Origin of the sequence: Pseudomonas rhizozeae, assembly GCF_031583775.1 — a bacterium.
GTDB lineage: Bacteria > Pseudomonadota > Gammaproteobacteria > Pseudomonadales > Pseudomonadaceae > Aquipseudomonas.
This window is the reverse complement of the sequence record NZ_JAVLSB010000075.1, coordinates 1-26462: the sequence shown is the minus strand read 5'-3', so window position 1 is coordinate 26462 and position 26462 is coordinate 1. Positions and strand designations below refer to the sequence as shown.

24 protein-coding genes are annotated in these 26462 nt (G+C 60.0%); 14 read left to right on the top strand and 10 right to left on the bottom strand.

All coding sequences use genetic code 11. The annotated features are described in order from the left end of the window. Positions 1-10: 10 nt before the first annotated feature. Both RG836_RS26115 and RG836_RS26110 read right to left on the bottom strand, forming a co-directional pair. The gene (locus RG836_RS26115) at positions 11-1453 is read right to left on the bottom strand and encodes an amidase family protein (RefSeq protein ID WP_310850673.1); all 1443 of its coding nucleotides are present in this window, start codon (positions 1451-1453) and stop codon (positions 11-13) included. After that, a complete protein-coding gene (locus RG836_RS26110) occupies positions 1389-2057 on the bottom strand; it encodes an FMN-dependent NADH-azoreductase (protein ID WP_310850672.1) in 669 nt (222 codons plus the stop codon). Before RG836_RS26110 ends, RG836_RS26115 begins: the two co-directional genes overlap by 65 nt. 329 nt (positions 2058-2386) lie before the next feature. Here RG836_RS26110 and RG836_RS26105 point away from each other — a divergent pair, with 329 nt between their 5' ends. The 4 genes from RG836_RS26105 to RG836_RS26090 all read left to right on the top strand — a co-directional run bounded on the left by RG836_RS26105 (position 2387) and on the right by RG836_RS26090 (position 5913). After that, positions 2387-3817 (top strand): purine-cytosine permease family protein, encoded by a 1431-nt coding sequence (locus RG836_RS26105; RefSeq protein ID WP_310850671.1) that lies wholly within the window; start codon positions 2387-2389, stop codon positions 3815-3817. A 46-nt stretch (positions 3818-3863) separates the two neighbouring features. Further along, on the top strand, positions 3864-4415 hold the full coding sequence (locus RG836_RS26100; protein WP_310850669.1) for a VOC family protein: 552 nt from the start codon (positions 3864-3866) through the stop codon (positions 4413-4415). A 72-nt stretch (positions 4416-4487) separates the two neighbouring features. Further along, positions 4488-5279: a creatininase gene (locus RG836_RS26095; protein ID WP_310850667.1), complete on the top strand. Its 792-nt coding sequence runs from the start codon at positions 4488-4490 to the stop codon at positions 5277-5279. Between the two features lie 127 nt (positions 5280-5406). Further along, entirely contained in the window at positions 5407-5913 is a 507-nt protein-coding gene (locus tag RG836_RS26090) for a cytochrome P460 family protein (protein WP_310850665.1), read from the top strand. A gap of 50 nt (positions 5914-5963) precedes the next feature. Here the strand turns inward: RG836_RS26090 and RG836_RS26085 are convergent, their stop codons facing one another. Both RG836_RS26085 and RG836_RS26080 read right to left on the bottom strand, forming a co-directional pair. Further along, on the bottom strand, positions 5964-7193 hold the full coding sequence (locus RG836_RS26085; protein ID WP_310850663.1) for an MFS transporter: 1230 nt from the start codon (positions 7191-7193) through the stop codon (positions 5964-5966). 47 nt (positions 7194-7240) lie between these two features. Next, positions 7241-7657: an Ohr family peroxiredoxin gene (locus tag RG836_RS26080; RefSeq protein WP_310850662.1), complete on the bottom strand. Its 417-nt coding sequence runs from the start codon at positions 7655-7657 to the stop codon at positions 7241-7243. Between the two features lie 248 nt (positions 7658-7905). Between RG836_RS26080 and RG836_RS26075 the strand changes: the two genes are divergently transcribed. The 3 genes from RG836_RS26075 to RG836_RS26065 are packed head-to-tail and all read left to right on the top strand — an operon-like array spanning position 7906 to position 11814. Continuing rightward, the gene (locus tag RG836_RS26075) at positions 7906-10752 is read left to right on the top strand and encodes a PAS domain-containing protein (protein ID WP_310850661.1); all 2847 of its coding nucleotides are present in this window, start codon (positions 7906-7908) and stop codon (positions 10750-10752) included. After that, a complete protein-coding gene (locus RG836_RS26070) occupies positions 10752-11123 on the top strand; it encodes a response regulator transcription factor (RefSeq protein WP_310850660.1) in 372 nt (123 codons plus the stop codon). Before RG836_RS26075 ends, RG836_RS26070 begins: the two co-directional genes overlap by 1 nt. Positions 11124-11148: 25 nt before the next feature. Further along, entirely contained in the window at positions 11149-11814 is a 666-nt protein-coding gene (locus RG836_RS26065; RefSeq protein WP_409078111.1) for a response regulator transcription factor, read from the top strand. Here the strand turns inward: RG836_RS26065 and RG836_RS26060 are convergent. The 4 genes from RG836_RS26060 to RG836_RS26045 all read right to left on the bottom strand — a co-directional run bounded on the left by RG836_RS26060 (position 11807) and on the right by RG836_RS26045 (position 16932). After that, complete coding sequence (locus RG836_RS26060; RefSeq protein WP_310850657.1) at positions 11807-14743, bottom strand: ATP-binding protein; 2937 nt, start codon at positions 14741-14743, stop codon at positions 11807-11809. The genes RG836_RS26065 and RG836_RS26060 overlap by 8 nt on opposite strands. A 163-nt stretch (positions 14744-14906) precedes the next feature. Next, positions 14907-15323: an organic hydroperoxide resistance protein gene (locus RG836_RS26055; protein WP_310850656.1), complete on the bottom strand. Its 417-nt coding sequence runs from the start codon at positions 15321-15323 to the stop codon at positions 14907-14909. A gap of 40 nt (positions 15324-15363) precedes the next feature. Continuing rightward, the gene (locus RG836_RS26050) at positions 15364-15768 is read right to left on the bottom strand and encodes an RNA polymerase sigma factor (protein ID WP_310850655.1); all 405 of its coding nucleotides are present in this window, start codon (positions 15766-15768) and stop codon (positions 15364-15366) included. Between the two features lie 207 nt (positions 15769-15975). Beyond that, complete coding sequence (locus RG836_RS26045; RefSeq protein WP_310850654.1) at positions 15976-16932, bottom strand: 2-hydroxyacid dehydrogenase; 957 nt, start codon at positions 16930-16932, stop codon at positions 15976-15978. 135 nt (positions 16933-17067) lie between these two features. Between RG836_RS26045 and RG836_RS26040 the strand changes: the two genes are divergently transcribed. Beyond that, complete coding sequence (locus RG836_RS26040; RefSeq protein WP_310850653.1) at positions 17068-18534, top strand: MFS transporter; 1467 nt, start codon at positions 17068-17070, stop codon at positions 18532-18534. A gap of 78 nt (positions 18535-18612) precedes the next feature. Here the strand turns inward: RG836_RS26040 and RG836_RS26035 are convergent, their stop codons facing one another. Both RG836_RS26035 and RG836_RS26030 read right to left on the bottom strand, forming a co-directional pair. Further along, positions 18613-19545 carry a DMT family transporter gene (locus RG836_RS26035; RefSeq protein WP_310850652.1) on the bottom strand — a complete coding sequence of 311 codons (933 nt, stop codon included), beginning with the start codon at positions 19543-19545 and terminating at the stop codon, positions 18613-18615. 95 nt (positions 19546-19640) lie between these two features. Continuing rightward, positions 19641-20111, bottom strand: a complete 471-nt coding sequence (locus RG836_RS26030; protein WP_310850651.1) for a hypothetical protein — start codon at positions 20109-20111, stop codon at positions 19641-19643. Positions 20112-20780: 669 nt separating this feature from the next. On the opposite strand from RG836_RS26030, the gene RG836_RS26025 reads away from it, so the two are divergent. From RG836_RS26025 to RG836_RS26000, 6 genes are all read left to right on the top strand, one after another. Then, positions 20781-22067 (top strand): OprD family porin, encoded by a 1287-nt coding sequence (locus RG836_RS26025; protein ID WP_310850650.1) that lies wholly within the window; start codon positions 20781-20783, stop codon positions 22065-22067. Positions 22068-22226: 159 nt separating this feature from the next. Further along, positions 22227-22529, top strand: a complete 303-nt coding sequence (locus tag RG836_RS26020) for an ArsR/SmtB family transcription factor (protein WP_310850649.1) — start codon at positions 22227-22229, stop codon at positions 22527-22529. Between the two features lie 63 nt (positions 22530-22592). Then, positions 22593-23567 (top strand): zinc-dependent alcohol dehydrogenase family protein, encoded by a 975-nt coding sequence (locus RG836_RS26015; protein WP_310850648.1) that lies wholly within the window; start codon positions 22593-22595, stop codon positions 23565-23567. Between the two features lie 42 nt (positions 23568-23609). Then, on the top strand, positions 23610-23903 hold the full coding sequence (locus RG836_RS26010; RefSeq protein ID WP_310850646.1) for an antibiotic biosynthesis monooxygenase family protein: 294 nt from the start codon (positions 23610-23612) through the stop codon (positions 23901-23903). Positions 23904-24060: 157 nt separating this feature from the next. Then, positions 24061-25704: an acetolactate synthase large subunit gene (locus RG836_RS26005; RefSeq protein WP_310850645.1), complete on the top strand. Its 1644-nt coding sequence runs from the start codon at positions 24061-24063 to the stop codon at positions 25702-25704. A gap of 75 nt (positions 25705-25779) precedes the next feature. Then, positions 25780-26462, top strand: a 683-nt coding sequence (locus tag RG836_RS26000) for an aldehyde dehydrogenase family protein (protein ID WP_310850643.1), incomplete at its 3' end; no start/stop codon positions are given.

The following is a 26462-nucleotide window of genomic DNA, read 5'->3' as shown; positions in this document are numbered from 1 at the left end:
TACCGCGCTATCAGACGCCATCAAGGCTTGTTTCGATCGCCAGGCAGGCGCTGAGTAAAGCGTCGTCGCACCCCTGGGTCGTCGAAAACAAAATGGAAGTGGGAAGGCCGATGCTGTCCGTGCCGGATGGGATTGCCACCCCCGGCATATTCAGCAGGCTGCCAATCATGGTCAATGACAGGGTCTCAAGGTTTACGCGTGCAAACAGCTCGTCGTCAGCCGACAGCGCCGCCATGGGCGGAGCGACATGCTTGACCGTCGGCAGCACTAAAATGGCGCCATCGAGTTCCTGCTGCATGGCCGCCATCAGCTCTGTGCGCGCATGGCGGATCCGGGTTTCGTTCTCCGGGGCGATGTCTTTGGCTGCGCGCAAACGATGCCGTACGCGTCTGTCCATCCTGTGCCCTTGCGGACCTTCCACTATCGGTCCCAACAATCGCCAGGCTTCGATTGCCCCCAGCCAGCCTTCGCGTGCAATGAGCTCTCGGGTGCGGGCCACCGCTCGCACCGTCCGCCGTTCAACCTGAGCGCCGGCGGTACGAAGCTGCTCCATTATCAAAAGAAGATTGTGCCGGACGGCGGATTGCAACGCGGGGTCAGACAGGACGCCGTCGTCGATCACAAAGCGCAGTCGGGACAGGTCGGCAGTCTCGGTGGCGACGTCCTGGATGCCGCGCATCGCTGCATCCAGCGCGACGCAATCCGCTACGGTGTGGGCCAGCGGCCCCAGGCTGTCGAGCGTGACAGCGAGGGGATGCACGCCGGCCATGCTGTAGCGCCCAGTGGAAGCCTTGTAACCGACCAGCCCGTTGAACGCCGCCGGAATGCGGATCGAGCCAGACGTGTCGGTGCCAATGGAGCAACTGACGACTCCGCGTTGCACAGCGATGGCCGAGCCCGAGGACGAGCCGCCGGGAACACGGCTTTCGTCGACTGCGAGATCGCAGGTCGGCGTGCCGAAATGCGGATTCACGCCGAGCCCGGAGTAAGCAAATTCCGTGAGATTGGTTTTCCCCATCGGGATCATGCCCAGTGCGCTCAACGTTGCAATAACGTGCGCATCCTCGACCGCCATCGGTGCGTCGACGCGAGTGATGGACCCGGCGGTTGTTCGACTGCCGAACACGTCCAGCAAATCCTTGACCGCGTAGGGGATCCCGTCGAAAGGGCTCAACGGCGCCCCTTGCTGCCAACGTCGTGTCGAGGCCTTCGCATCGTCGATAGCGCGCTGTTGCAGTACGGTAATGAACACATGCGCCGAGTGGTTGGCCGCCGCCAATGCCGACTCGATCAACTCATCGGGCGTCGTCAGGCCTTTGCTCAATTGCTCAGCGGTTTGCAGCAGGGTGATCATGCTGGTTCCTTTTTCTTGCGGCGTTATCGGTTGATCAAGCAGGCGAAAGCTGACGTTGGCGATCTTCGGCCAGTTGCTTGACGAGTTGCGCGACGGCATCAAATGCATCGGCGATCGACGCTTCGTGGCGGGTGTCGCCAAACTCCTGATAGTCGATGGAAATGACGTGGGTTTCGTTCACCCCCAAGTAGTGAGCACAGGTCTGGATATGCGTGTCCAGGTGGTTCATGGATTCGCGCACGCCACCCGGGCCAAATCCGAATTCTCCCCGGGAAGACAAAACAATCAGTTTTTTGCCGCTCATGATGGGTTCGAGCGGGAAATCCCCGCGCCCCAGATCAAAGGTGAAGGTTTTACCGATGCGAATGACGCTATCGAACCAGGATTTGAGGGCGGCCGGCATGCCGTAGTTGTACATCGGCGTACCCATGACGATGACATCGGCGCGGTCGATCTCGTCGATCAATTCGTCCGAGAGGCGAAGCGCTTGGCGTTTTTCCGGCGTCAGTTGCTCTTCGGGCGTAAACACCGCAGCGATCCACGCCTCAGTGGTGAACGGAGGAGGGTTGTGCCCCACATCACGGGTGATGACGTGAGTCCTTGCGTCGCCATCGACCCATGCGTCGACAAAGGCCTGGGACAGTTTACGGCTCAGTGAGCGATCGGATCGTGCGCTGGCATCAATATGGAGAAGGGTGGTCATGTAACACTTCCTCTGCAGGTGAGGCGAAATTACCTCAGTGGCTGCATTAGTTGGCCATGATCGTGGGGGACACGCTATTGACGAATATTTGAAGTGTGTTGAATAAAGCTCAATCAGTGAATTTCGCATCTTTGCATAAGTGTTGGTTATGATTTTCTAATGAATAAACACGTTTGTGTCTGGGGAATTCTCAGGGTTGTTGAGCAGAATTTAACGCGTTAATTTTTCTAAAAGTTCTTTTAGTTATTATCAATTACTTTAACTCAAAGACCTCGCTTTAATGGTCCGGGGCGATATACACGATCGCCGGTCAGCGAGGAAAAACAACAATGGCAAACCATCGCACTGCGGAAATAAAACCAACCAGCCCGGCCAATTATGATGCGCTAGGCATTACGCCGGTGCCCGATAGCCAGCGCACTTCGACACCGCTGGACCAGTTCTGGATCTGGGCCGGGGCCAACGTCGCGCCGATCAACTGGGTACTCGGCGCTATCGGTATTCAGTTGGGTTTGAGCCTGTGGGAAACGCTGTTCGTGGTTGTGGTCGGCAACCTCATGGGCGCGGCGCTGTTCGGCGGCATCTGCATCATGGGACATCGCACCGGCGTGCCGCAGATGGTGCTGTCCCGATTGGCGTTCGGCCGTCGCGGCGCCTACCTTCCCACTGTCATGCAGGTGCTGATGCCCATGGGTTGGGTGGCCACCAACACCTGGATCGTCCTCGATCTTGCCGTGGCGGCGCTGGAAAAAATGGGCATCAGTGGGGGGATGGAACTCAAGTACGGGATCGCACTGGCGGTCATGATTCTCCAGGTGGGCATCGCGGCCTGGGGCTTTAATGCGATCAAGATTTTCGAGCGCTACACCATGCCGGTCATTCTGTTGATCATGGTGGCAATGACGGTTCTGGCCTTTGCCCACGTGGATGTCCAGTGGCAGGCATCCACCCTACAGGGCTTCGGCAAGCTGTCGGCCATGAGCAGCCTGATGACGGCGATCGGGATTGGCTGGGGCATTTCATGGTTGGTGTATGCGTCGGACTACACCCGGTTTACACGGACTGGATTGTCGGATGGCCAAGTCTTCCGATCGACCTTCCTGGGCATGTTCCTGCCCACCGTATGGCTGGCTTTTCTGGGCGCAGCGATTGCGTCCGCGGGTGCAGGTTCGGATCCAGCGCAATTGATCATTGCGGTGTTCGGCACCATGGCACTGCCGGTTTTGCTGGTGTTGTTGCATGGCCCGGTCGCTACCAACATCGTGGTCATTTACTCCGCGGCACTGGCAACCTTGTCGCTGGATCTGCGCGTGCCACGCTGGGCGGTTTCGATGGTCTCGGGCGTGGTTGCATTGTTGATGCTGTATCTGTTCCTGCAATCCGCCGAGTTTGTGCATGCATTTGAAAACCTGATGGTGTTCTTCGTGGTGTGGATCAGTCCATGGGCGGGTATCACACTGGTGGATTTCTTCTTGATTCGCCGTGGTCAGGTGGATTTGAAATCGCTGTATTGCCATCACTCCGAAAGTGCATGTTCCGATGTGAATTGGAAAGGCGTATTCGCACTGGCGCTGGGGGTGCTTGCAGCCTGGTTATTTCAAGTTGGCACCATTAAATCGCTGCAAGGACCGCTTGCCATGGCCTTGGGCGGAGTTGATTTGTCTTGGCTGGCAGGTTTTAGCGTGGGCGGTGGAATTTACTATTTACTGCATCGCTCGCGCCGTGCGGAAGTTGCCACTGGGTCAGTGCTGGCTAAGTAAGCGCAATGTATTAGTTCATTGAAAAATACAGAAGAGGGAATCAACTATGCTTCATCTTGAACAAACTAACGTACTGACAGCCTTGAATGCTGGAAGCGAGGTCGACGCGTTTCTGGGGAACGTGGTGGAGATTGCGATCGTCACCCGTGACCACCAGCGCACCATGGACGGTTTGCTCAAGCTGGGGATCGGCCCGTGGCGGGTCTACACGTTCAGCCCGCAAAACACTGCAAACCAGACGTACCACGGCGAACCGGCCGAATTTGTTCTGAAAGTCTGCTTTGCGCAGTCCGGCAACATGGTCTGGGAGTTGATGGAGCCGGTGTCGGGTCCGACCATCTTCGCCGACTTCCTCGAGGAGCATGGCGAAGGCATCCAGCACGTTGCCTACGACTGCAACAACATTCCGTTTGAGGCGCGGATCACCGAACTGACGCGCCGCGGTTTCAAATGCGTGCAGTCAGGCTCGTGGATGGGGGTCAATCATTTCGCGTTCTTCGGCACCGAGGCCGATACCACCACGGTGTTTGAAACCTATGCCTTCCCTTCGGACTGGGATTATCCGGAACCCGAAGCCTGGTATCCGGCGCGAGCCTAAGCCAAACGTGATCCTCCCGGCGCGAGCGGGCGCCGGGGCGTTCATGCCAACCCTCAGAACGGGAACGCCGCCATGAATAACGTCAGGATGGATAACATCAGTTGGGTCGACTATGAGCGCCGCGTGCAATCGGGCGCGGTGGTCATGTTGCCGATCGGCGCCACCGAACAGCACGGTCCACATTTGCCTTTGGGCACCGACGCATTGTTGGCCAGTGCAATCAGTGAAGACGTCGCCAGGGCAATAGACGGCATCGTCGCCCCGGCACTGTCCTATGGCTACAAGTCACAGCCAAAATGTGGCGGAGGCCAGCACTTCTGCGGGACCACCAGTGTCGACGGCGCTACGTTGAGTGCCATGGTCCGCGATGCCGTGCGCGAGTTTCATCGCCATGGCGTAAAGCGTCTGGTGCTAGTGATCGGTCATTATGAAAACCAGTGGTTTGTCACCGAAGGCATCGAACTGGCCCTGCGCGATATAGGCCCGGAAAGCGGACTGCAGGTCATGCGCCTCGAGCATTGGGAGTTCGTGAAATCACCGACACTCGACCGAATTTTTCCGGACGGTTTTCCGGGGATTGCACTGGAGCACGCATCGGTAATTGAAACGTCGATGATGCTGCATTACTTCCCGAATCTGGTGTGCCTCGACCAGATTCCCGATCACGGGCCCGCGCAGTTCCCGGTCTATGACATGTATCCCACGCGCACTGAGTGGGTGCCTGCCAGTGGGGTGCTGTCATCGGCGCGAGGCTCAAGTGCGCAGAAGGGGCAGTGGCTGGTGAATGATGTCATCAGCGGCATCGCCGAGGCGGTCCGTTTCGAGTTCGCGCTGGATTCGATTCAGCCACTGGGCTGCGAATAATCTTCGACACCGACACCTTCGTGCAATCGTCCCGGCGCCGCCCTTATGGTGTGATCAGCCTGTGTGGGCCGCACTGGCGAACCGGGCGCCGTTGCCTGGGTGATCGCGGCCTCGAAGGAGCGCAGACATGACATTCAAGCATCTGGCGGGCTGGTCCGCTGCTTTGGCCGCGGTGGCGCTGACGACGACCGCCGTTGCTGTGGGGGAGGGCGGCGGTGAGGCGTCACCGATCTACGGCGTGACGATTCCCGACGGTTATCGCAAGTGGGAGTTGATTGCCCCGGCCCAGGAAGCCGCGCCGCTGGATGAACTGCGGGCGGTGCTCGGCAATGACCTGGCGATCAAGGCCTATCAGGATAAAACGCTGCCGTTTCCTGACGGCACCGTGTTGGTGAAACTGGCGTGGAAGCATATCCAGTCACCGGAATTCGAGCCGGCATCCATCCCCGGCGCGGCGACCACTGTGCAGGTCATGGTCAAGGATTCGAAGAAATATACCACGACTGGGGGCTGGGGTTTCGGCCGCTTCGTCAACGGCAAGCCGGCGGACGAGGCGCAGCACCAGACCTGTTTCGCCTGTCATCAGGCGCGGGTGCAGAACCATGATTTTGTCTTCACCCGATACGCGCCCTGATGGTCTCTGTGAAAGCCTCCGAGCGCTAGCCAGTCGTTGCTGTGCTGGCTTCAACGAGGCGGGTGCCGACCGACCACCAACGCTGCCAGCAACAGACTGCCGGCATAAAACGAGAACAAGGCCTGGAGGCTCCATTGGGCATCCAGTAGCAAGCCGGCGATCAACGGCGAGAGGATCGAGCCAAGTCGACCCACCCCGACGACCAGGCCTACGCCGCTGGCGCGCTCGCCGGTGCTAAAACTCTGCGGTGCCAGGGTGTAGAGACCGGCGATGGCGCCGTTGAGCAACAAACCGATGCTGAACCCCAGGCTGATGGCCACGCCCAACAGGTGCGTGGCCGGTACCATCAGGCTCATCAGCCCGGCATTGAGCACCAGGCACCCTACCAACAGCGGCCGGGTGCCGTACCGGTTGGCCGCAAGCCCCATGAGCAATGCGCCGAGCATGCCGCCCAGGTTGAGCAACATGCCACCTTCAATTCCATGCTGTTCGGACGCTCCTGCCTGGATCAACAACGTTGGCGTCCAACTCACTACGAAATAAAAGCAGAACATGACGAGGAAGAACGCCGCCGCCAGGGACAAGGTTTCACGCCACTGGCGCGAAGACAATGGCGCTCGATGGCCCCCGCGACGCGGACGGCGAGCGTGAGCGGGTGAGGCTTTCAGGGACAGGAATTGCGATGATTCACGCAGCCACACGGCCCCCGCCAACCCTGCCGCCAAGGTCAGCGCACCGCCAGCGAGAAACACGTAGCGCCAGCCAGCGTTTTCGCTGAACACGTGGGCCAATAAGCCTCCCAGGATTGCGCCCAGGGCAAAGGCCAGGGACTGCAGGGCAATCGCCAGGCTACGACGTCGCTCGCTGGCGTATTCGTGGGTCAGTACATTGGCCCCGACCAGAACCGCCCCGACACCCAAACCGGTCAAGCCACGCAGCAACCCGAGCGACCAAGGGCCGTCGCACCAGAATGACAGCGCCATGGTGCTGGCGCTGAGCAACAGGCTGGCGACCAACAAAGGGCGGCGGCCGTGCCGATCCGCCAGCGGTGCCGCGAACATCGATCCGCCTGCCATGCCGATCAGGCTCGCGCTCAATAATGCGCCCTGCTGCAAGCCACTGAGCAGCCACTGCGCGGAGACAGTGGAAGCCACGAACGCCATGGCCAAGGCGTTCTGACCGTTGATCAGGTTGAACAGCATGCACAGGCCGATAACCGTCCACCGGTTGTGCGCTTTTGCACGTGTCTCAGATTGCGTTTGCTCCGTGGCACCGCTCATTGCATATCCTGTTACAACGTTGCTGATGGGGGCGATCGGGATGTTGATCAGAGGAGATTAAGCCCCACTTCGACATTGCCGCGCACGGCTTTGGAGTAGGGGCAGGTCTGGTGCGCATTCTCGATCAACTGATACGCAATGTCGCGGTCGACCCCCGGTAAATTGACGTTCAGGCGCGCACGCAGAAAGTAAGCCTCGCCGCTGAAGCACAGATCGACTTCCGCATCGATCGACACATCGTTCGGCAGCGTGACGTTCAGTTTAAGGGCCGCCAGCCCCAGGGCGGCGTCGAAACAGGCTGACCAGCCGGCGGCAAACAGTTGTTCCGAATTAGTGCCGTGGTTATTGAAGCCAGGCAGGGCATGGCGGATGTTCAGGCAACCGTCATCGCTGCGCGACGTTCCTCCATCGCGAAAACCCTTGGTGTGTACCCTGGCGGTATACAGCGCTCTCCCGACCGTCATGACCGTCTCCTGACTTCGTCGAACCTATGAGTGTGATTGCAGCGTTACGGCCATGAAAAACCGCGAGCGAGGTCGCCGTTAAATCAGATCAAAATCCATGGCCGCCTGCGATAACACATAGGTATCGAATCCCGGCACCGAGCCGGCGCGGCTACACTGATTGTCGCAGGCGACACCAAGGTATGATTGGCGCGCCGACCCCGGGGGCGGCATTCTCAGCGAAGGGCGAACGCAGATACAGGACCGGTATGGATAACGAACTCGACCGTATCGTCGACTGGCTGCCGGGCGTGGCATGGACCGCCCTGGCCGATGGGTATGTCGATGACGTCAATCATTATTGGTGTCGCTACACCGGTCGCGACCGGACCGACGCAATGGGCTCTGGCTGGCAGGCCTGCCTTCATCCGGACGATCGGGCAGCGGTCGTCGAGCGCTGGAACGCGATCCTGCACACCCGCGAGCCTCGGGACATCCAGGCACGCCTGCGGCGTGCCGATGGTGTCTATCGCCGGTTCGTCCTGCGGGTAAACCCTGTGACCGATGCCCAGGGCACCCTTGCCAAATGGTGCGGGTTGCTGACCGACATTGAGGATCAATGCGCGGTGGCGCCCCCCGTCGAAGTCGCGGAGGCCGAACTGCGCACGATCATCGACAGCATTCCGGCGCTGGTCTCGCTGATGACACCCAGCGGCGAACTCGCCTGCGTCAACATCCACAATCTGGACTACATGGGTACCACCCTTGAAGCGCTGCAGAACTGGACACTGAGTGACATCATTCACCCCGATGATCGTGCCCGGGTCATTGAGCGCTGGACGCACGCGGTGGCAACCGGCGAGGTCTTTTGTGAAGAGCAGCGCATCCGTCGCGCGGACGGCGCTTACCACTGGTTTATGGCGAACGGCCGCCCGATGCGCGACGAGCAGGGGCGGATCATCCGCTGGTGGGTGATCACCGTCGACATCGATGAACAAAAGCGCGACAAAGCGTTGATCGCCCAGGCCCTGATGGACATCAGTGCCTCCGAAGCCCGGTTGCGCAGCCTCATCAATGCGGTGCCCGGTTTTGTCTGGAGCGCCACGCCCGATGGCAATGTCAGTTTTATCAACCAGCGCTGGTGCGACTACACCGGAATCGCGTTAAGCGACGCGTGCGGCACTGGCTGGACGACTTCCATTCACCCCGATGACAAAGGTGCGCTGGCGGCGTATTGGCTGGCGCTGGTGCAGACCGGTGAACCCGGTGAGTTCGAGGCCAGGTTGCGGCGCATCGACGGCGTCTACCGCTGGTTCCTGATCCGCGCAGTACCCGAGCGCGACGAGTCGGGGCAAGTGGTGCGCTGGTATGGGGAAAACACCGATATCGAAGATCGAAAACGCGCGGAAATGCTGCTGGCCGGCGAAAAGCACCTGCTCGGCATGATTGCCGGAGGTGCCTCACTACGACTGATTCTGGAGGCGCTATGCACGTTGGCAGAAGCCAGTTTCGACGGCGGGGTGTGCAGCATCGTGCAGATTGATCTCAAGCATCCGCATCCGGCGCAAAAAGCCGTCCTGCGGATGCTGCCGGGCGCGGCCCCGAACCTGCCGCCGAGCCTGAAAGTAGGGCTCGACGGGCGCCCCGTGGACGCCGATGCCTGCCCGGATTCGCGGGTCGCCCTGCGTAATGAACAAGTGATTTCCAGTGACCTGGCACGCGAAACCCGCTGGCTGCCGTGGTGTTCGTGTGCCTTGGCCCAGGGCTTGCGCGCCAACTGGTCGACGCCGATTACCTCGATCAGTGGCAACGTCACCGGTGTGCTGTCGATTCTCTATCGGCAGCCGGCAGAGCCTGGGGTGACCGAGCAGAACCTGATCGCGCAATTCACCCACCTCGCAAGCATCGCCATCGATCGGGCCCGTGGGGAAGCAGCATTGCGCCAGAGCGAGGCGTTCCTGGCCAAGGCTCAGCGGCTCAGTTCGACGGGCACCTTTTTGTGGCGCGTCAGTTCGGACGAGATCACCTGGTCCGAGGAGGTCTACCGGATCCTTGATCTGGAGCCGAGCGTGACGCCGACCCTGGACTTCATCTGCACCCGCATCCACCCGGACGATCTCTGCGGCTACAAAGAGATGATCGAGCGCCAGCGCAAGAAAGGGCACGGCTTCGAGCATGAACATCGCCTGCAATTGCCCGACGGCACGGTCAAGCATATCCACCTCGTGGCCCATGCCATGAGAGATGCCGAGGGCGGGCTCGAATACATCGCTGCGTTGCAGGACGTCACTCAGCGACGCTTGTCCGAAGCCGCGCTGGGCGAGGTCCGCTCGGAGCTGGCGCATCTGGCCCGGGTCGCGAGCATGGGTGCGCTGACGGCGTCGATTGCGCACGAAGTGAATCAGCCGCTGGCGGGGATCATCACCAATGCAAGCACCTGTCTGCGCATGCTCGGCGCTGAGCCACCGAATGTCACTGGCGCCCTGGAAACCGCCCGGCGCACCATTCGTGATGGCAACCGCGCGGCCGATGTCATCAATCGGCTGCGGGTGTTGTTCATGAAAAAAAGCATCGAGATTGAAGACGTCGATCTCAACGAGGCCACGCGGGAAGTCATCGCGCTATTGTGGGGCGAAATGCAGCGAAGCGCAGTGATCGTGCAGCCTGAATTTACCGAAGGGCTGGCGCCCGTCAGAGGTGATCGGGTGCAGTTGCAGCAGGTGATCCTCAACCTGCTGTTGAATGCCAAAGAAGCGATGAACAGCATCACTGATCGCGCGCGGCATGTGCAGGTGAGCACCGGGCGGCACGGCGATAGCGCGTTTCTCGAGGTCAAGGACAACGGCCCCGGGTTTGATCCGCAGGATGCCGAGCGTCTGTTCAATGCGTTCTACACCACCAAACGTTCGGGCATGGGAATCGGTTTGTCGGTCAGTCAGTCCATCATCGACAAGCACCACGGGCGGCTTCGGGCATGCGTGAACACTGACGAGCCCGGCGCCACGTTCCGATTTTCGATTCCTTTTGCCACAGCCGACGATCACATCGCCGACGCTCACGATGCTCGCGAGCCGGGCCTTGTCAGCCACGCCGATCACACCAGGGAGGGGTTTTAATGGACATGCCTTTGCTCGTATCGGTGGTGGATGACGACGAGTCAGTGCGCGAAGCCTTGCCGGACTTGCTGAAGGAATTCGGGTTCAGGGTTCAGGCATTTTCCTCGGCGCAGGAGTTTTTGCTGTCGCAATACCTCGATCAAACCCGCTGCCTGATCCTTGATGTTTCGATGCCGGGCATGTCCGGGCCGGACTTGCAGAAAGAACTTGCCCTGCGCCGTTGCCTTATCCCGATCATCTTCATTACGGCGCTGGGTGATGCCGACCGGCGCCCGTACTTGATGAGTCAGGGGGCGGTGGAGTGCCTGATGAAACCCTTCAGTGAGGCCGCTCTGCTCAGGGCCCTCAGCGCCGCACTGCCGGTCCATTGACCGTCAAGTCATAACGAGGAGGTGGCTGTTGAACGCGAAGACTGGAGCAACCGCTGGCCATGAAAAACCAGTGCTGACACCCACGCCCATTGTGTTTGTCGTCGACGACGATGTCTCGGTGCGCGAGTCGCTGGAGTTGCTGATCGGCCACGCCCAGTGGCGACCGCAACTGTTCGAGTCTGCCCAGGCGTTTCTCGCCGAACCCCGACCCCTCGTCCCCAGTTGCCTGGTGCTCGACATCAACCTGCCCGACCTTAATGGCCTAGACTTGCAGAGTGCGATTGCCGGTGACAGCCATAAACTGCCGATCATCTTTATCACCGGTTACGGCGATGTTCCGCGTTCGGTGCAAGCGATGAAGGCCGGTGCCGTTGAGTTTCTGACCAAGCCGTTCAACGACGATGTGTTGCTGACCGCCATCGCCGACGCGCTGGAATGCAGCCGGGCCGCGCTGGATCGCGAGGACGGCTTGCGCTCGCTGCGCGACGCTCACGCAACCTTGACGGCCCGTGAGCGCGAGGTGATGGCGATGGTGGTCGCGGGGCGCATGAATAAGGTGATCGCTTCGGACTTGGGCATCAGCGAGATTACGGTCAAGGCCCATCGCGGCAAGGTCATGCGCAAGATGAAAGCGCGTTCGTTGGCAGATCTGATCAAGATGGGTTCACAACTGGCGTCCGGTCTCAGTTGAGTTCGGGCGACCCTGGGTCGGGTGCGGTGATTTCTGCCAAAGTTCTGCGCCATAGCCGTTCCAGTTCAGTCATGTCCAGGGTGTCGTAACCTTCCGATGCGTTCGCCCGGCACACATCGAGCAATGCCTTGGCGTCTGCCGCGCGATGCTGTTCCAGCCACAGTGTGGCGAGGTCCATCGAGGCCCTCAGCGTCCAGGAGCGGGCACCTTGCTGCTGGCTCAGGCTGAGCGATTCCTCAAGTGTTGCTTCGACCGTCAGGGCATCGGCCGGGTTGAGCGTCTTCAGGGCTGCCGCGCGGATTCTCAGCAGCTCGGGAAGCGCGTAGGCGTCGCCGCTTTCGCGGCAGTGGTGGATGGTGCGCTCGACTTGGGCCAGGGCTTTTGCGTGTTGGCCACTCAGCATCAGCCCTTCGGCCAGGGAGATTTCGAACGCGGTGGTCAGCAATTCGTAACGCATGCCCTGCAAGCGCGCCAGGCTTTCCTCCAGCAATGCCACCGCATTATCCGGACGCCCCGCGCGTATGGCGATGGCGCCTTGCACGCCCATGGCGGCCGCCACATAGGGGGCCAATGCGTTGGCCTCGGCAATGCGGCTGAAGGTCAGCAGCCCGGCGGTGGCCTTGTCCAGATCGCCGGTCCAGATATAAATACCGAGGGTCCACACCAGCGCAATACAGTGGGTCACGCAGTGGTCGAGTGCGGCGGCTTCTGCCTCGACGTGCTCGGCCCAGTGGCGGGCCTGATCGGGATAACCCAATAGCCACAACGTGCGCGCCAATGCCAGTCCGGTGCGATTGCGATGGTCGAAACCATAATGCAGGGTGCTGCTGCGTTCCGATGGCAGGCTGTTGCGCAGTGATTTTTCCAGCTCCTGCCGCGCCAGCGGCTGGTTGCCCAGCAAGTGATGGGAAATGCCCGCCAGCGAGGCGGCGACGGCGATGGCTTCCGGTTTGCCGATGCGCTTGCCGACGTCGACGGCCTGCTCGGCCCAGGCCAGCGATGAGGGGAAATCGCCAATGCGTTCGGAGAAAATTTGCAGGCGCCCGAGCAGCCGCAATTGCGACCAGTGATCGCCCAGTTCCTGCGCAATGGTCAGGGCCCTGAGCAGTGAGGTGTGCGCGGCTCTGCTGTTGCCGCGGGTGAACATCAACACCAGACCCAACGCCGCCTGCAACTCCATTTCGGTGGGCGTACCGAAGTAGCCCAGCTCCAGCAATTCAGTCGCCCGGGAACACCAGGCCCGGCATTCCACCAGCAGCGAGAAGTGCAGGAACAATGGCGCGCTGGCCGCTGCCAGCGGTAAGGCCAGCCCCGGGTCACCCTGGGGACCAAAACTCCATTCCAGGGCACTCCTGATATTGCCCAGTTGGCTGGCGAGCCGTGAGGCACTCTCATATATTTCGCCGGGCAGGCTGCCGAGGCGACCGAGCAGGTCGGTGAAGTACACGGCGTGGCGCAACGACAGGGCGTGAACCTCAGCATCCCCGCGCACCGTGAGTCTTTCCCGAGCATAAGCGCGGGTCATTTCCAACAGACGATAGGCGGCCAGGCTTTCACTGTGATCGACGCTGACCAGGCCCTTGGAGGCCAGTGCGTCGAGCGTGGCCGCCGCAGTGACGCTGTCGAGGTGCGCATCGGCGAGGATGTGCGAGGCCGCTTCCAGGGAAAACGGCCCGATGAAAATGGCCAGCCGATCGAACACCTGCTGTTCCTGTTCCGAGAGCAGCGCGTAGCTCCAGTCGAGCATGGCCCGCAGAGTCTGGTGTCGAGGCAGCGCTGTACGCCTCCCGGACCAGCCCAGGGAAAAGCGCTCGCCAAGCAAAGCATGGGTTGCGCGCACGCCATGGGTGGCCACGCGCACCGCGGCGAGTTCGATAGGCAGCGCCATGCCCTCGAGGCGTCGGCACATATCGGCAATCATTTGCGCATCACCCGCTTGCAGCACCAGCGATGCGTTACCTGAAGTCGCGCGCTCGACGAACAGTCTCACCGCGGCGAACGCCAGTAGCGAATCAGCGCTCAAGGCGTCCGCTTCGCCGGGGAAATCCAGTGGCCCGAGCCAGTGGACCTGTTCACCCAGGGCTCGCAATGGTTCGCGGCTGGTGGCCAGCAGTGCTACGTCTGGCGCTGCCTCGCGGATCTGCTCAACCAGGGCGCAAATGGCATCGATCAGGTGCTCACAGTTGTCAAGGACCAGCAACAGCCGGCTGGCGCGAAGATGCGCCAGCAGTACGAACATCGGGTCTTCGTCCTGCACGGGAATACCGAGCGCGCCGGCCAGCGACGACGGGATCAGGGCAGGGGTCTCGACCTGAGCCAGGTCAATGAAATGCACGGGCTCGTTGCGCGCGGCGCCGATCCGATGGCCAACTTCGACCGCCAGGCTGGTTTTGCCGACGCCGCCAGGGCCGACGATGCTATACAGCGTCGGTTTTGCCAGGCGATCGATCACCAGTTGAATATCGCCGTCTCGCCCGATCAGCCGGCCGCGTCGCGGCAAGGCGCCGACGTTGCTGGCGAGGCGTTTGCCTGAGGCTTCCGCCGCCCGTGGTTGAGGGGGCACAACGGCGAGCTGGGGTGGCAGGCGTTCGATGGGCGCGACGAAGGCATAACCGACGCCGACCTGGGTGGAGATGTAGCGCGCGCCGTCTTCGCCATCGCCGAGGATGCGCCGCAACCCGGTCATGTGGAACCGCAGGCTGCCTTCTGCGACGACGATGTCAGGCCAGACCAGTTTGATCAATTCGCGCTTGGACAACACCCGCCCCGGGCGCTCGATGAGGGTAATCAGCAAGTCCAGCGCCCGCCCGCCGATCTCCACGACGGCGCCATGTTTGGTCAGCAGTCGCTTGCCCGGCGAAACGCAGAATGGTCCGAAAGCGAGTTGCAGGGACAAGGATTCGGGCAATTCGTCCGGGGAAGACTCCACGAGGCGTGCTCTCTGAGAATAATCTGTGGTTTGCTGGATAACGGGACCCGCGCGCAAGTTTGCATGATAGGTGTTTTGATCGAACGTTCAAGTGCGCGTGGCCCGCCGACAGACGTGACGGGCAGGGCAGCGGGGCGATTTGTCGGGAGAGACGGAGAGGGAATCAGGCGATCGACAACTTGACGTCGAGGTTGCTGCGGGTGGCTTTGGAGTAGGGGCAGTTCTGGTGAGCCGCGTCGACCAGTGCCTGCGCGATGTCCTGTTCGATGGTCGGCAACGAGATGGTAAGCCGCGCTTGCAGGAAAAAGCCTTGTTCGCCGTGGACCAGGTCGACTTCAGCGTCGACCGCAGCGCCGGCCGGGAAACTGATGTGGCGTGCGTTACACGCGTGGCGCAGGGCTCCCAGAAAACAGGCTGACCAGCCGATCGCGAACAGCTGTTCAGGATTGGTACCGTTGCCGGGCGCGCCTGGCGGGGTGAGTTTGAGCGCCAGGCGACCATCATCACTGCGCCCGGCTCCCTCACGGCCACCGGTGGTATGGGTGCGACCGGTATAGAGGACTTTCTCGATGCTGATCATGGGCGTTTCCACGTAAAAAGGACGGCGTTAGCAGCGTGATTCAATGGGCGCTCAGCGCATCTTGCTGGTCGTGTGCAGACGCGACGGCCAAGGTGTCGACAGTGATGTAGGGGGCCGCGTCCTGGTTGCGCAGGTGGTCGAGCAACGTGCTGCGCGCGGTCTCGATCAGCCACGCGCGAAACGGCAAGCTTGGGTCATCGCTGGTGCTTTGCCGATAGAGGGCGTCGAAGGTTTGCTGGACCAGGTGGGCGACATCTTCACACTTGATGCGCCGGGCGAGTGCCTGGCCTTCATAAAAGGCCAGCAGCAGCGGCTGTACCGTTGCGATCAAGCGACGTGACGCCTGCCGGTCATGCCTGCCGACACCGGCCATCAAGGCGAGCAGTTCGTCGTTCCCCAGGCGCGCAACCTCGCCCAGGCAGCTGTGGCGAAAACCTTCGGCCATGATGGGCTCCTTCTTAAGTCATCGGTTCAACTGCTCATGGCGATGGCCACCCATGCGTGTCGCCATGCTGCAGTTGTGCGACCCAAGGGTGATGCCTGGCCTGCCTGATCACCAGTTATTCGCTGTTAGCGCTTGTTAGCGCGAGCCAGTGCTTTGTGGATTCAAGTCGGCGCCGTTGTGAAATGGCGCCGCGAAGTTAGTCATCGCTCACAGTAGATTCGCCACGCCTAGCAACGGCAGGCCAGCGCGCAGGCGATTGATGTTCTCGGCGACGCCGTTGGCAATATCGTTGAGCGAGTCCAGAGTGATGCCGGCGATGTGTGGCGTGGCGATAACGTTGTCCATGTGCAGGAGCGGATGCTCCACTTCGATCGGTTCACGCCAATACACATCAAGCCCGGCGCCGGCCAGGTGACCACTGCGCAGCGCGTTGATCAGCGCCGCTCCTTCAACCAGACCGCCACGTGCCACGTTGATCAGCAGTGCACCCGCAGGCAGGTGAGCGATGTCCTCGGCGGCGATGCTGTTTTGGGTTGCAGACGACAGGCGGGCGCACACCAATAGAATATCGGTCTGTTTCAGGCAGGCTTCTTTTTGCTGCAACGAATAACAATCGCTTAAACCATAGTCGGCGACTTTGGCAGCGTCCGGCGTGCGGGTCAGGCCTATTAGCCTAACGTCAAACGCCTTGAGCCGTTTGGCGAGAGGCAAGGCGATCGCCCCCAGGCCGTAGATGCACACCGTGCGGCCGGCGAGCATGGTGCCGGTCGGTGCGCCAAGCACACCGTCGCGAACATTGCGTTGTGCCTGCGGCAATTTTCGCAGCAGTGCCAGCATCAGCAGCACCGCGTGCTCGGCGACGGAGTCTGCGTTCCCGCCACCGGCCGGCACGTTAGCAACCGGCACGCCTAGAGCGTCGGCGGCCCGCAGGTCGACGCCCTCAAGGCCTACGCCCCATTGCTGCACCAGACGGCAACGGCTTGCTTGCAGCAGGTTCGCATCGACACGGTGCATTTTCGGGATCAGCACATCGATATTGGCGGGCAATGTGTTGAGGTCATCGCCTGGCCAGACAACGATTTCGTCATCTGCATCGGCCGGTAGAGTCTGGCGTAACACTTTCGCGGCATCGGGAAAGGTCTCGCCGCAAAACACGATTCGCATGGGGTCTCCTGATAAAACTGGCGGGGCTGATGCATCAATGTTTCCAACAGAGCGCTCTATTTCAGCGGCGGGCGCGCAGAGCGTCTATTGTTCCTTGTGATGACACGGCGGCGTATTCGAGGTTATGGACCTGGCATGAGTGAGAAGGGGGCAGTCTTCGAAACCGATCTTCCAGCACGCCTGGACCGTTTGCCGTGGGGCCGTTTTCATTCGCTGCTGGTGTTCGCGCTGGGCATCACCTGGTTGCTCGACGGCCTCGAAGTGACCTTGGCCGGCTCGGTGTCCGGCGCGCTGAAGGATAGCCCCGAGTTGCGCATGAGCAACGTCGACATTGGCTTGGCCGGCGGCGCCTACATCGCTGGCGCCGTGCTCGGTGCCTTGCTGTTCGGTTGGCTGACCGATCGCCTGGGGCGGCGCAAGTTGTTCTTCATCACCTTATGGCTGTACGTCGGCGCCACGGCGGCGACGGCGTTCTCCTTCAATCTGGAAAGCTTCCTGTTGTTCCGCTTCCTCACGGGCATGGGCATCGGCGGCGAGTACACGGCGATCAACTCGACCATCCAGGAATTCACCCCGGCGCGCTATCGCGGCTGGGTCGACCTGACCATCAATGGCACTTTCTGGCTTGGCGCCGCGCTGGGCGCTGGCGGGGCGATCGTGTTGCTGGACCCGAGCGTGGTGGGCGGCGACCTCGGCTGGCGCCTGTGCTTCGGCATCGGCGCGGCGTTGGGGCTGCTGATCCTGGTGATGCGTTTGTGGCTGCCGGAGAGTCCGCGCTGGTTGCTGATCCATGGCCGACACGATGAGGCGCGACGCATCGTTGAAGGCATAGAAGCGCGTTTGCGCGAGCAAGGTCATGCACTGCCCGCGCTGACCAGCGCACCCCTGCGCCTGCACGCCCGGGACCATACGCCGCTGGCGGAGATTTTCCATACGCTGTTCGTCAGCTTCAGGCGCCGGGCGTTGGTGGGGATGACCTTGCTGACCGCGCAGGCTTTTTTCTACAACGCGATCTTCTTCACCTATGCCCTGGTGCTCACCGATTTTTATCAGGTGCCGGCCGCGCATGTCGGCTGGTACGTGCTGCCGTTGGCCCTGGGCAACTTCTGCGGACCGCTGCTGCTGGGGCGGCTGTTTGACGTGATTGGCCGCCGGGTGATGATCAGCGCCACCTACGCGATCTCCGGGATTCTGCTGGCGCTCAATGGCTATGCGTTTCAGCGCGGCTGGATGGACGTCACCCAGCAAGCGGCGGCGTGGATGGTGATCTTCTTTTTCGCCTCGGCAGCGGCCAGCTCGGCCTACCTGACCGTAGCGGAAACTTTCCCGCTGGAAATCCGCGCGTTGGCCATCGCGGTGTTCTACGCGTTCGGCACCGGCCTGGGCGGCATCCTCGGGCCGACGCTGTTCGGGCAACTGATCGAGACCCAGCAGCGCGGCAGTTTGCTGATTGGTTACCTGATCGGCGCCGCGCTCATGTGCGCGGCGGCGGTGGTGCAAGCGATCTGGGGCGTGGCGGCGGAGCGGCGAGCCCTGGAGGAGGTGGCTCGGCCGCTGTCGCAGCAGGTGGAACGGGATGCGGTGGGGGAACATGTTTCATAAGTAATGATCGGTCTGTTTAGCGCGTGCCATCGCCGTCGCGAGCCACTAGGGCGCAGCCCGGGACCTGCGCCGTATGTCCTATTTGTCGCTACGTGCAACCAGTGCGGACATCACGACAGCCACGATGACAAGGGCAAGTCCCAGTAAAAACAAGCCAGAGACAGTGGCATCTAAAACCAGGCAGGAAATCAAAATACCCGTCAAAGGAACGCCCAATGTGAAGTTCGACATTCCAAACGTTGAAATCCTTCTTCCATATTCCGCCGAGATAACGAAACACACCGAAGTGGCGACAGGGCCGATGAAGAAGATTTCTGCCAATCTCTCGGCGTTGAAGTCAATCTGAGTTGGAGAGCCTTCCATGACGCAAGCTGCCACCGTCAACGGGACAGTCGCGAGCAGCATTTGCCAGGGCGCCAGTGCAAGGGGAGACGAAACCCAGGTGTGCTTTTTGACGTGAAGAATAACAAAGGCCCAACTGATGGCGGCTAACAGCAACAATACTGCGCCTATCGCGGTCTCTTCGGATGCCCAATCCAGCTCTCCGGGCGAGCAGACGACTGCCACGCCGATCAAACCGACTGTCAATGCGACAACCTGCAGGCGAGAGGGCGATTCGCGAAAAACGACAAACGCCGCAACAACACACCAAAGAGGAGTGGTGTAAGCCAGAAGCACCGCACGACTGGTGTCGATATGCACCATGGCCACCATGCCTAACCCGGTGAAAGCCATCATCTGCAAAAAACCGACGCTCGCGATGATTGGAAGGTCTTTAGCCACTGGCAATTTAAGCTGGCCACGCGCCGCGAGGTAGAGAAACAGGCAAAGTGCGGCGCTGGAAAAGCGGATCGATGCGAGCCACAGAGGAGGGATATTGAACAGTGCGATTTTGGTCACGGGCCAACTGCTGCCCCACAGCAAAACCATTACTGACAACCACACATAGGTACTTTGGAAGCTGAAACCTCCAGCTTTAACAGTGACCTGAGACTCAATGCATGTGCTCATGATTCCTCTCCGGACGGCTCCGCACGGTGCCCATCGCTTGTACAGTCAAAAAGCCCAATCCGGAGATTGGGCTTTTTTCGCACTTCGCCATGAACTCAGCTCAAACCGCGGTTGCGTTTAATGACACGGTCACCACCACCTTCAGCCACGGTCCGACCTTGCGGGGTGCGGTCGTAACCGTCAGCTGCCAGGTACCGGCCTTGCGGGGTGCGGTCTGAACTGTCTTGAGTGATCAGGCCCTTTTCTTTCAGGCGATCGTTCCCACCTTCAGCCACGGTCTTGCCTTTTTGAGTGCGGTCGTAACCGTCGGCTGCCAAGGTGTGACGATGTTGGGCGCGATCCGAGTCGTCTCCATTGACAGAACCCTTGGCTCTCAAATGATCGTGATCACGTTCGGCCAGGGTTTGGCCTTGGGGGGTGCGGTCGTATCCGTCAGCGGCGACGGTGTGGCCGAACACTGAAGGAGTCGCCTTCACTTGTGGGGTAGCTTTTTCATTGGCTGGCAGCGCAAAAGCTGCGCTAGTCAGAAGGGTCAAGGACACGCTAAGCAGAAATTGACGTTTCATGATTAATTCCTCACATCTATAAAAAGGGATATCGAGATATATCGATATATTAGGGTAAAAAAGCCATCTCTTTCCTTAGGGACTCTACGAACAGGCAGATTGCAGCTTCATTGCGCGTGTTCGTAGACCCGTGATCGATGCACCTGTCCCAATGAGCAGGTTTGCTTCACCTGGGAAGGGCAGCTCTCGTGTCCTTCAAGCCTTTCAACATTTCAAGGCGATCCGGTACTGAGAGGGCTGTCGTCACATTGATCAGCTCCATGGATACGAGGATATCGAGATTCATAGATATGTCAATACCTAAATTAACCGCGCTTTCGGTTTATTGCTGGCAAGGTAGACCGTAGCTCGCCACGATAGGCAGCAGGCGGGTAGGAAAAGTCGTCGGAAGTCACGACCGCGCTTCTACAGCTCGAATGCCCGAGTAAATTCAGGACGATTACTCGCATTGACATATCGATAAATCTCGATAAGATCCGCGCATGGAACTCATTGAGTTGTTCAGAAGCGTGAGAGAGCGCTGTAGTTTTAACTGGTTGAATCGATATATCTCGATATATCTCGATATGCAGGTTCCTAGATTCACCATTCTCGGCACGAAATGTGGGCGCTTAGCCCTTTCTCTGCTGTTGGCCAAAGTGCGTATCAACCCTTTACCAGGAAAAATTTATGTTGAACAAACGAAGCAGTGTGTTTGCGCTGGGAATGCTGAGCGCAACGCAGGTCATGGCAAACGACCAGGCCGAATCCAAGGGTTTTGTGAAGGACAGCAGCCTGAATGTGCTGTTGCGCAACGCCTATATCAGTCGTGATTACAAAGACGGTCGTGAGGACAAGGCCGAATGGGGCCAGGCGGCCATCGGTACCTTTTCGTCGGGTTTCACCCAGGGAACCATCGGGGTAGGCGTTGACGTTTTCGGTCTCTATGCACTGCGTCTGGATGGCGGCAAGGGGCGGACGGGTGCGCAGGGCATCGATTTCTTCAAGAAAGGCGACAGCGGCAGTGCGCCTGATGACCTGTCGAAGGGCGGCGCGGCGGTTAAATTCCGCTTCTCCAGCACCACGCTGACCTATGGCGACCAGATGCCCGCCATGCCGGTGTTGAGCTACCACAACGTTCGACTGTTGCCGGAAAGCTACACCGGCACCCTGATCACCTCCCGGGAAATCAAAGGGCTGGAACTGAACGCCGGTCGCTTCACCGCCGAATCGCGCAAAAGTGCGGAAGGCCGTGACAGCGGCGGCTTGAAGTCGATCAACGTGGCCGGTGCGGCTTACCAATTTACTGAGCAGTTCAAGGGCGCGGTCTACGCCTCCGACGTCGAAGACGTGCTCAAGAAGCAATACGTCAATGCCAACTACGTGTTCCCGATCGACAAGGATCAATCCCTGTCCCTGGACTTTAATGGCTATCGCACCAAGCTGGACAATGCCTATGTTCGCCAAACAGGCGCCACTGGCGACGACAACAAGATATGGAGCCTGGCCGCGACCTTCGCCACCGGTCCTCACTCGTTCACCGTGGCGCACCAACGCAGCACGGGTGATAGCAATTTGGGCTACGCCTTCAGCGGCTATCAAAAAGATCAGGGGCGCGTCGGCGACGGCGGTAACACGATCTACCTGGCGAATTCCTACTGGTCTGACTTCAACGCCGAGGATGAACGCAGCTGGCAACTGGGCTACGCCCTGGACTTCACCGCGTTTGGCGTGCCAGGCCTGAGCTACAACTTTGCCTTCGTGCGCGGTGACAACATCACTACCTCGACCAGCGAGGGCGGTACCGAGCGCGAAATCTTCAACCAGTTCAAGTACGTGGTTCAGAGCGGCCCGGTCAAAGACCTCAGCGTCAAACTGCGAAGCTCGTTCTTGCGCGTGTCGCAGAAGTCGAGTGAGTACAACGTCAGCGGTAACGAAGTGCGTGTATTTGTGGATTATCCGATCAATATTTTTTGATGATGTGTGGATTTATCGGGACTTGTTGAAGGCTGAAAAAAGCAGAAACCCCGACGGGTCGAGCATTTTTTAAGGCGCTCGCCATTGAACGTAACCGCTCATCGGCAAATTAATACAATGCGCATTGACATATCGGTAAATCTCGATAATATCGGGCCCATGGACATTATCGAAATCTTCAAAGCCCTCTCGAACCCTACACGTCTTCAAATCGTGAAAGGTCTGAAGGATCCCGTAAAGAACTTCCCTCCACAGGATGAAGGGGATGTTCTCGTGGTGGGAGTTTGCGTCAGCAGTATCCAGGAAGGCATCGGGCTGTCGCAGTCGACGGTGTCGGGTTACCTGGCGACGTTGCAGCGTGTGGGCCTGGTTGATGTCCGGCGCATCGGTCAGTGGACTTACTACAAGCGTAATGAAGCAGCTATCAAGGCATTTGCCGAAGCAATAGGGACAGAACTGTAAATTTTTTAATGCACGATATCGAAATATCTCGATATCCCTGTTTATCGATACGAGGAGTTACCCATGAAAGCGATGATATTGAAAGCATTTGGCGGCCCCGAAGCGTTTGAACTGAGCGAAGTGCCTAAGCCGGTTCCAGGTGCGGGCCAAGTCCTGGTGCGGGTCCACGCGACCTCCATCAACCCATTGGATTATCAAGTACGCCGTGGCGATTACGTTGACTACGTGCCACTGCCGGCCATTACCGGGCACGACGTATCCGGCGTTGTCGAAGAAGTCGGGCCGGGCGTGAAGAGCTTCGCCCCGGGCGACGAAGTCTGGTACACCCCGCAAATTTTCGACGGCCCAGGCAGCTACGCCGAATACCACGTGGCGGACGAAAGCATCATCGGCCACAAGCCGCCATCGCTGAGCCACCTTGAAGCGGCCAGCCTGACCCTGGTGGGCGGGACCGTATGGGAAGCGCTGACCGTGCGCGCCGGACTCAAAGTCGGCGAAAGCATTCTGATCCACGGCGGTGCGGGCGGTGTCGGTCACGTTGCGATCCAAGTGGCCAAAGCCATTGGCGCGCGGGTTTACACCACCGTTCGTGAAGACAACTTTGAGTTCGCCCGCAAGATGGGCGCCGATGTGGTCATCGACTACGAGAAAGAAGATTACGTCGAAGCCATCCTGCGCGAAACCGGTGGCGAAGGTGTGGATGTGGTGTTCGACACCATCGGTGGCGACACCCTCACTCGCAGCCCTGACGTGCTCGCTCAACTGGGCCGCGTGGTCTCGATCGTGGACATTGCCAAGCCGCAAAACCTGATCCAGGCCTGGGGCAAGAACGCCAGCTATCACTTTGTGTTCACCCGCCAGAACCGCGGCAAGCTGGATGAATTGAGCACATTGGTAGAGCGCGGTCAGTTGCGCCCACACATTGGCGCGGTCTATTCGCTGGCCGACCTCGGCCTCGCCCACGCACGGCTGGAGTCGCCCAACAACGGCCTGCAAGGCAAAGTTGTGATCGCGATCGAACCCTCGCTGATCCCGTAAGCGCGCCCCATCAACCGTTCACGTCATTTTTGAGGAATCGCCATGATTTACGAGATCGCTGTGCTGCCCGTTCACAAAGAACGCACCGAAGCATTCAAGCAAGCATTTGCCGCCGTCGCGCCGTTACTCACCCGCGCCAAGGGTTACGGCGGCCACTTGCTCTCGCCAGGGATTGAAACCCCCGAGCGCTTTAACCTGATCGTGCGCTGGGCTTCGTTGGAGGATCACACTCCAGGCTTTGAAGTCAGTGAAGACCATCGGATCTTCATGCTGGGCCTGGAGGAATATTTTTCCGAAGAGCCGACGGTCTACCATATTGAAGGCGGCACTTTTTAATCCGCGAGGACAACGATTCCGAGGCCACCGTTGGCCGGGAACGCAGTGCTTCAAGAGGTGGATGGCTTCAAATCAATTAGCCGTTGTGAAATAGCGCTTGCCGCTGATGTAAGGTTTTACATTGCGCGCAAGCGCTCACACATATCGAGGTGCAGAAATGGCCAAGGCCGCGGATGTCGTTGTGCAATGCCTGGAGAACGAAGGTGTCGAGTACGTGTTCGGCATTCCCGGTGAAGAAAACCTGGACCTGCTGGAGTCGTTGCGCCGCTCCAATATCAAGCTGATTTTGACTCGCCACGAGCAGTCCGCAGGGTTCATGGCCGCCACCTATGGCCGGCTGACCGGCAAGACCGGCGTCAGCCTGTCGACCCTGGGCCCGGGTGCGACCAACCTGGTCACAGCCGGGGCGTACGCCTATCTGGGCGGCATGCCAATGCTGATGATCACCGGCCAGAAACCGATCAAGAAGTCCAAGCAGGGCCGATTCCAGATTTTAGATGTGGTTGGCATGATGCAGCCGCTGACCAAGTATTCCCATCAGTTGGCGTCCGCCGACAACATCCCCTGGCGCGTGCGTGAAGCCTTCCGCCTGGCGGAAGAAGAAAAGCCTGGCGCGGTGCATCTGGAGTTGCCGGAAGACATCGCCGCCGAGCAGACCGAGAGTATGCCGGTGCCGCCGAGCCTGCATCGTCGTCCGTTAGCCGAACACAAGGCGATCGATGCCGCCGTACAGAAACTTCAAGCCGCCCGCAGTCCGATTCTGGTGATTGGCGCCGGGGCCAATCGCAAGATGACGGCCAAGGTGCTCAAGCAACTGATCGACGATACCGGCATCCCGTTTGTCACCACGCAAATGGGCAAGGGTGTGGTCGATGAGCGCCATCCGCGCTTCCTCGGCAACGCCGCGCTGTCCGCTGGCGACTTCGTCCATCGCGCCGTCGAGGCCGCCGATCTGATCGTCAACATCGGCCACGATGTCATCGAAAAGCCGCCGTTTTTCATGGTCCGTGGCGGCACCGAAGTGATCCACATCAACTTCCGTTCAGCTGAAGTCGACCCGGTGTACTTCCCGCAAATCGAAGTGGTCGGCGACATCGCCAACGCCGTGTGGCAGATCGGCGAAGCGCTGCAGATTCAGGACCATTGGGACTTCAGCCGGCTGATGGCGATCCGCGAAGCCAACGAAGCGCAGATCATCGAAGGCGCTGACGACGACCGCTTCCCGATCTACCCGCAGCGCTTCGTGGCGGACGTTCGCCGCGCCTTACCGTCCGAAGGCATCGTTGCGCTGGACAACGGCATCTACAAAATCTGGTTCGCCCGCAACTACAAGGCGCACAAGCCCAACACCGTGTTATTGGACAACGCCCTGGCGACGATGGGCGCCGGCCTGCCGTCGGCGATGGCGGCGCATCTGGTGTACCCGGATCGGCCGGTGGTCGCGGTGTGTGGTGACGGTGGTTTCATGATGAACAGCCAGGAGCTGGAAACCGCGGTACGGCTGAAGATGAACCTGACGGTGATCATCCTGCGCGACGACGCCTACGGCATGATCCGTTGGAAGCAGTCGAACATGGGCTTCACCGATTTTGGCCTGGACTACGGCAACCCGGACTTTGTCATGTATGCGCAAAGCTACGGTGCCAAGGGCCATCGCGTGGAAAGCGCCGAGGGCTTCCTGCCGTTGCTGCAGCGCTGCCTCAGCGAGCCGGGCGTGCACGTGATCGATTGCCCGGTGGACTACTCGGAAAATGACTTCATCCTCAACGGTGAGCTCAAGAGAAGAAGTGCGCTGGTCTGATCTCTCGAGTCCCGTTTGTCTTGATGGCGGCACTGCGGTGCCGCCGTTCTTTCTGTACTGAAATCGGAGTTCATCATGCAGCTCAAAGACACTCAGCTATTCCGCCAGCAAGCCTTTATCGATGGCGCTTGGGTCGATGCGGACAATGGTCAGACGATCAAGGTCAATAACCCGGCCACCGGTGAAATTCTGGGCACCGTGCCGAAGATGGGCGCTGCCGAAACCCGCCGTGCCATCGAAGCCGCGGACAAAGCGCTGCCAGCCTGGCGTGCGCTGACCGCCAAGGACCGCGCCAATAAACTGCGTCGCTGGTTCGAGCTGATCATCGAAAACCAGGACGACCTCGCGCGCCTGATGACCCTTGAGCAAGGCAAGCCATTGGCCGAAGCCAAGGGCGAAATCGTTTACGCCGCGTCCTTTATCGAGTGGTTCGCCGAGGAAGCCAAGCGCGTCTACGGTGACGTGATTCCGGGCCACCAGCCGGACAAGCGCCTGATCGTGATCAAGCAGCCGATCGGCGTCACCGCCGCCATCACCCCGTGGAACTTCCCGGCGGCGATGATCACTCGCAAGGCCGGCCCGGCCCTGGCCGCCGGTTGCACCATGGTGCTCAAGCCGGCCTCGCAAACCCCGTTTTCCGCCTTCGCTTTGGCTGAACTGGCGCAGCGCGCCGGCATTCCGAAGGGTGTGTTCAGCGTGGTGACGGGCAGCGCCGGCGACATCGGCAGCGAGCTGACCGGCAACCCGATCGTGCGCAA

Coding starts and splice junctions, on each gene's coding strand:
- RG836_RS26115 (WP_310850673.1), bottom strand. CDS start 1,453: ATGCCGTCGCGCAACTCGTCAAGCAACTGGCCGAAGATCGCCAACGTC.
- RG836_RS26110 (WP_310850672.1), bottom strand. CDS start 2,057: ATGACCACCCTTCTCCATATTGATGCCAGCGCACGATCCGATCGCTCA.
- RG836_RS26105 (WP_310850671.1), top strand. CDS start 2,387: ATGGCAAACCATCGCACTGCGGAAATAAAACCAACCAGCCCGGCCAAT.
- RG836_RS26100 (WP_310850669.1), top strand. CDS start 3,864: ATGCTTCATCTTGAACAAACTAACGTACTGACAGCCTTGAATGCTGGA.
- RG836_RS26095 (WP_310850667.1), top strand. CDS start 4,488: ATGAATAACGTCAGGATGGATAACATCAGTTGGGTCGACTATGAGCGC.
- RG836_RS26090 (WP_310850665.1), top strand. CDS start 5,407: ATGACATTCAAGCATCTGGCGGGCTGGTCCGCTGCTTTGGCCGCGGTG.
- RG836_RS26085 (WP_310850663.1), bottom strand. CDS start 7,193: ATGAGCGGTGCCACGGAGCAAACGCAATCTGAGACACGTGCAAAAGCG.
- RG836_RS26080 (WP_310850662.1), bottom strand. CDS start 7,657: ATGACGGTCGGGAGAGCGCTGTATACCGCCAGGGTACACACCAAGGGT.
- RG836_RS26075 (WP_310850661.1), top strand. CDS start 7,906: ATGGATAACGAACTCGACCGTATCGTCGACTGGCTGCCGGGCGTGGCA.
- RG836_RS26070 (WP_310850660.1), top strand. CDS start 10,752: ATGGACATGCCTTTGCTCGTATCGGTGGTGGATGACGACGAGTCAGTG.
- RG836_RS26055 (WP_310850656.1), bottom strand. CDS start 15,323: ATGATCAGCATCGAGAAAGTCCTCTATACCGGTCGCACCCATACCACC.
- RG836_RS26050 (WP_310850655.1), bottom strand. CDS start 15,768: ATGGCCGAAGGTTTTCGCCACAGCTGCCTGGGCGAGGTTGCGCGCCTG.
- RG836_RS26045 (WP_310850654.1), bottom strand. CDS start 16,932: ATGCGAATCGTGTTTTGCGGCGAGACCTTTCCCGATGCCGCGAAAGTG.
- RG836_RS26040 (WP_310850653.1), top strand. CDS start 17,068: ATGAGTGAGAAGGGGGCAGTCTTCGAAACCGATCTTCCAGCACGCCTG.
- RG836_RS26035 (WP_310850652.1), bottom strand. CDS start 19,545: ATGAGCACATGCATTGAGTCTCAGGTCACTGTTAAAGCTGGAGGTTTC.
- RG836_RS26030 (WP_310850651.1), bottom strand. CDS start 20,111: ATGAAACGTCAATTTCTGCTTAGCGTGTCCTTGACCCTTCTGACTAGC.
- RG836_RS26025 (WP_310850650.1), top strand. CDS start 20,781: ATGTTGAACAAACGAAGCAGTGTGTTTGCGCTGGGAATGCTGAGCGCA.
- RG836_RS26020 (WP_310850649.1), top strand. CDS start 22,227: ATGGACATTATCGAAATCTTCAAAGCCCTCTCGAACCCTACACGTCTT.
- RG836_RS26015 (WP_310850648.1), top strand. CDS start 22,593: ATGAAAGCGATGATATTGAAAGCATTTGGCGGCCCCGAAGCGTTTGAA.
- RG836_RS26010 (WP_310850646.1), top strand. CDS start 23,610: ATGATTTACGAGATCGCTGTGCTGCCCGTTCACAAAGAACGCACCGAA.
- RG836_RS26005 (WP_310850645.1), top strand. CDS start 24,061: ATGGCCAAGGCCGCGGATGTCGTTGTGCAATGCCTGGAGAACGAAGGT.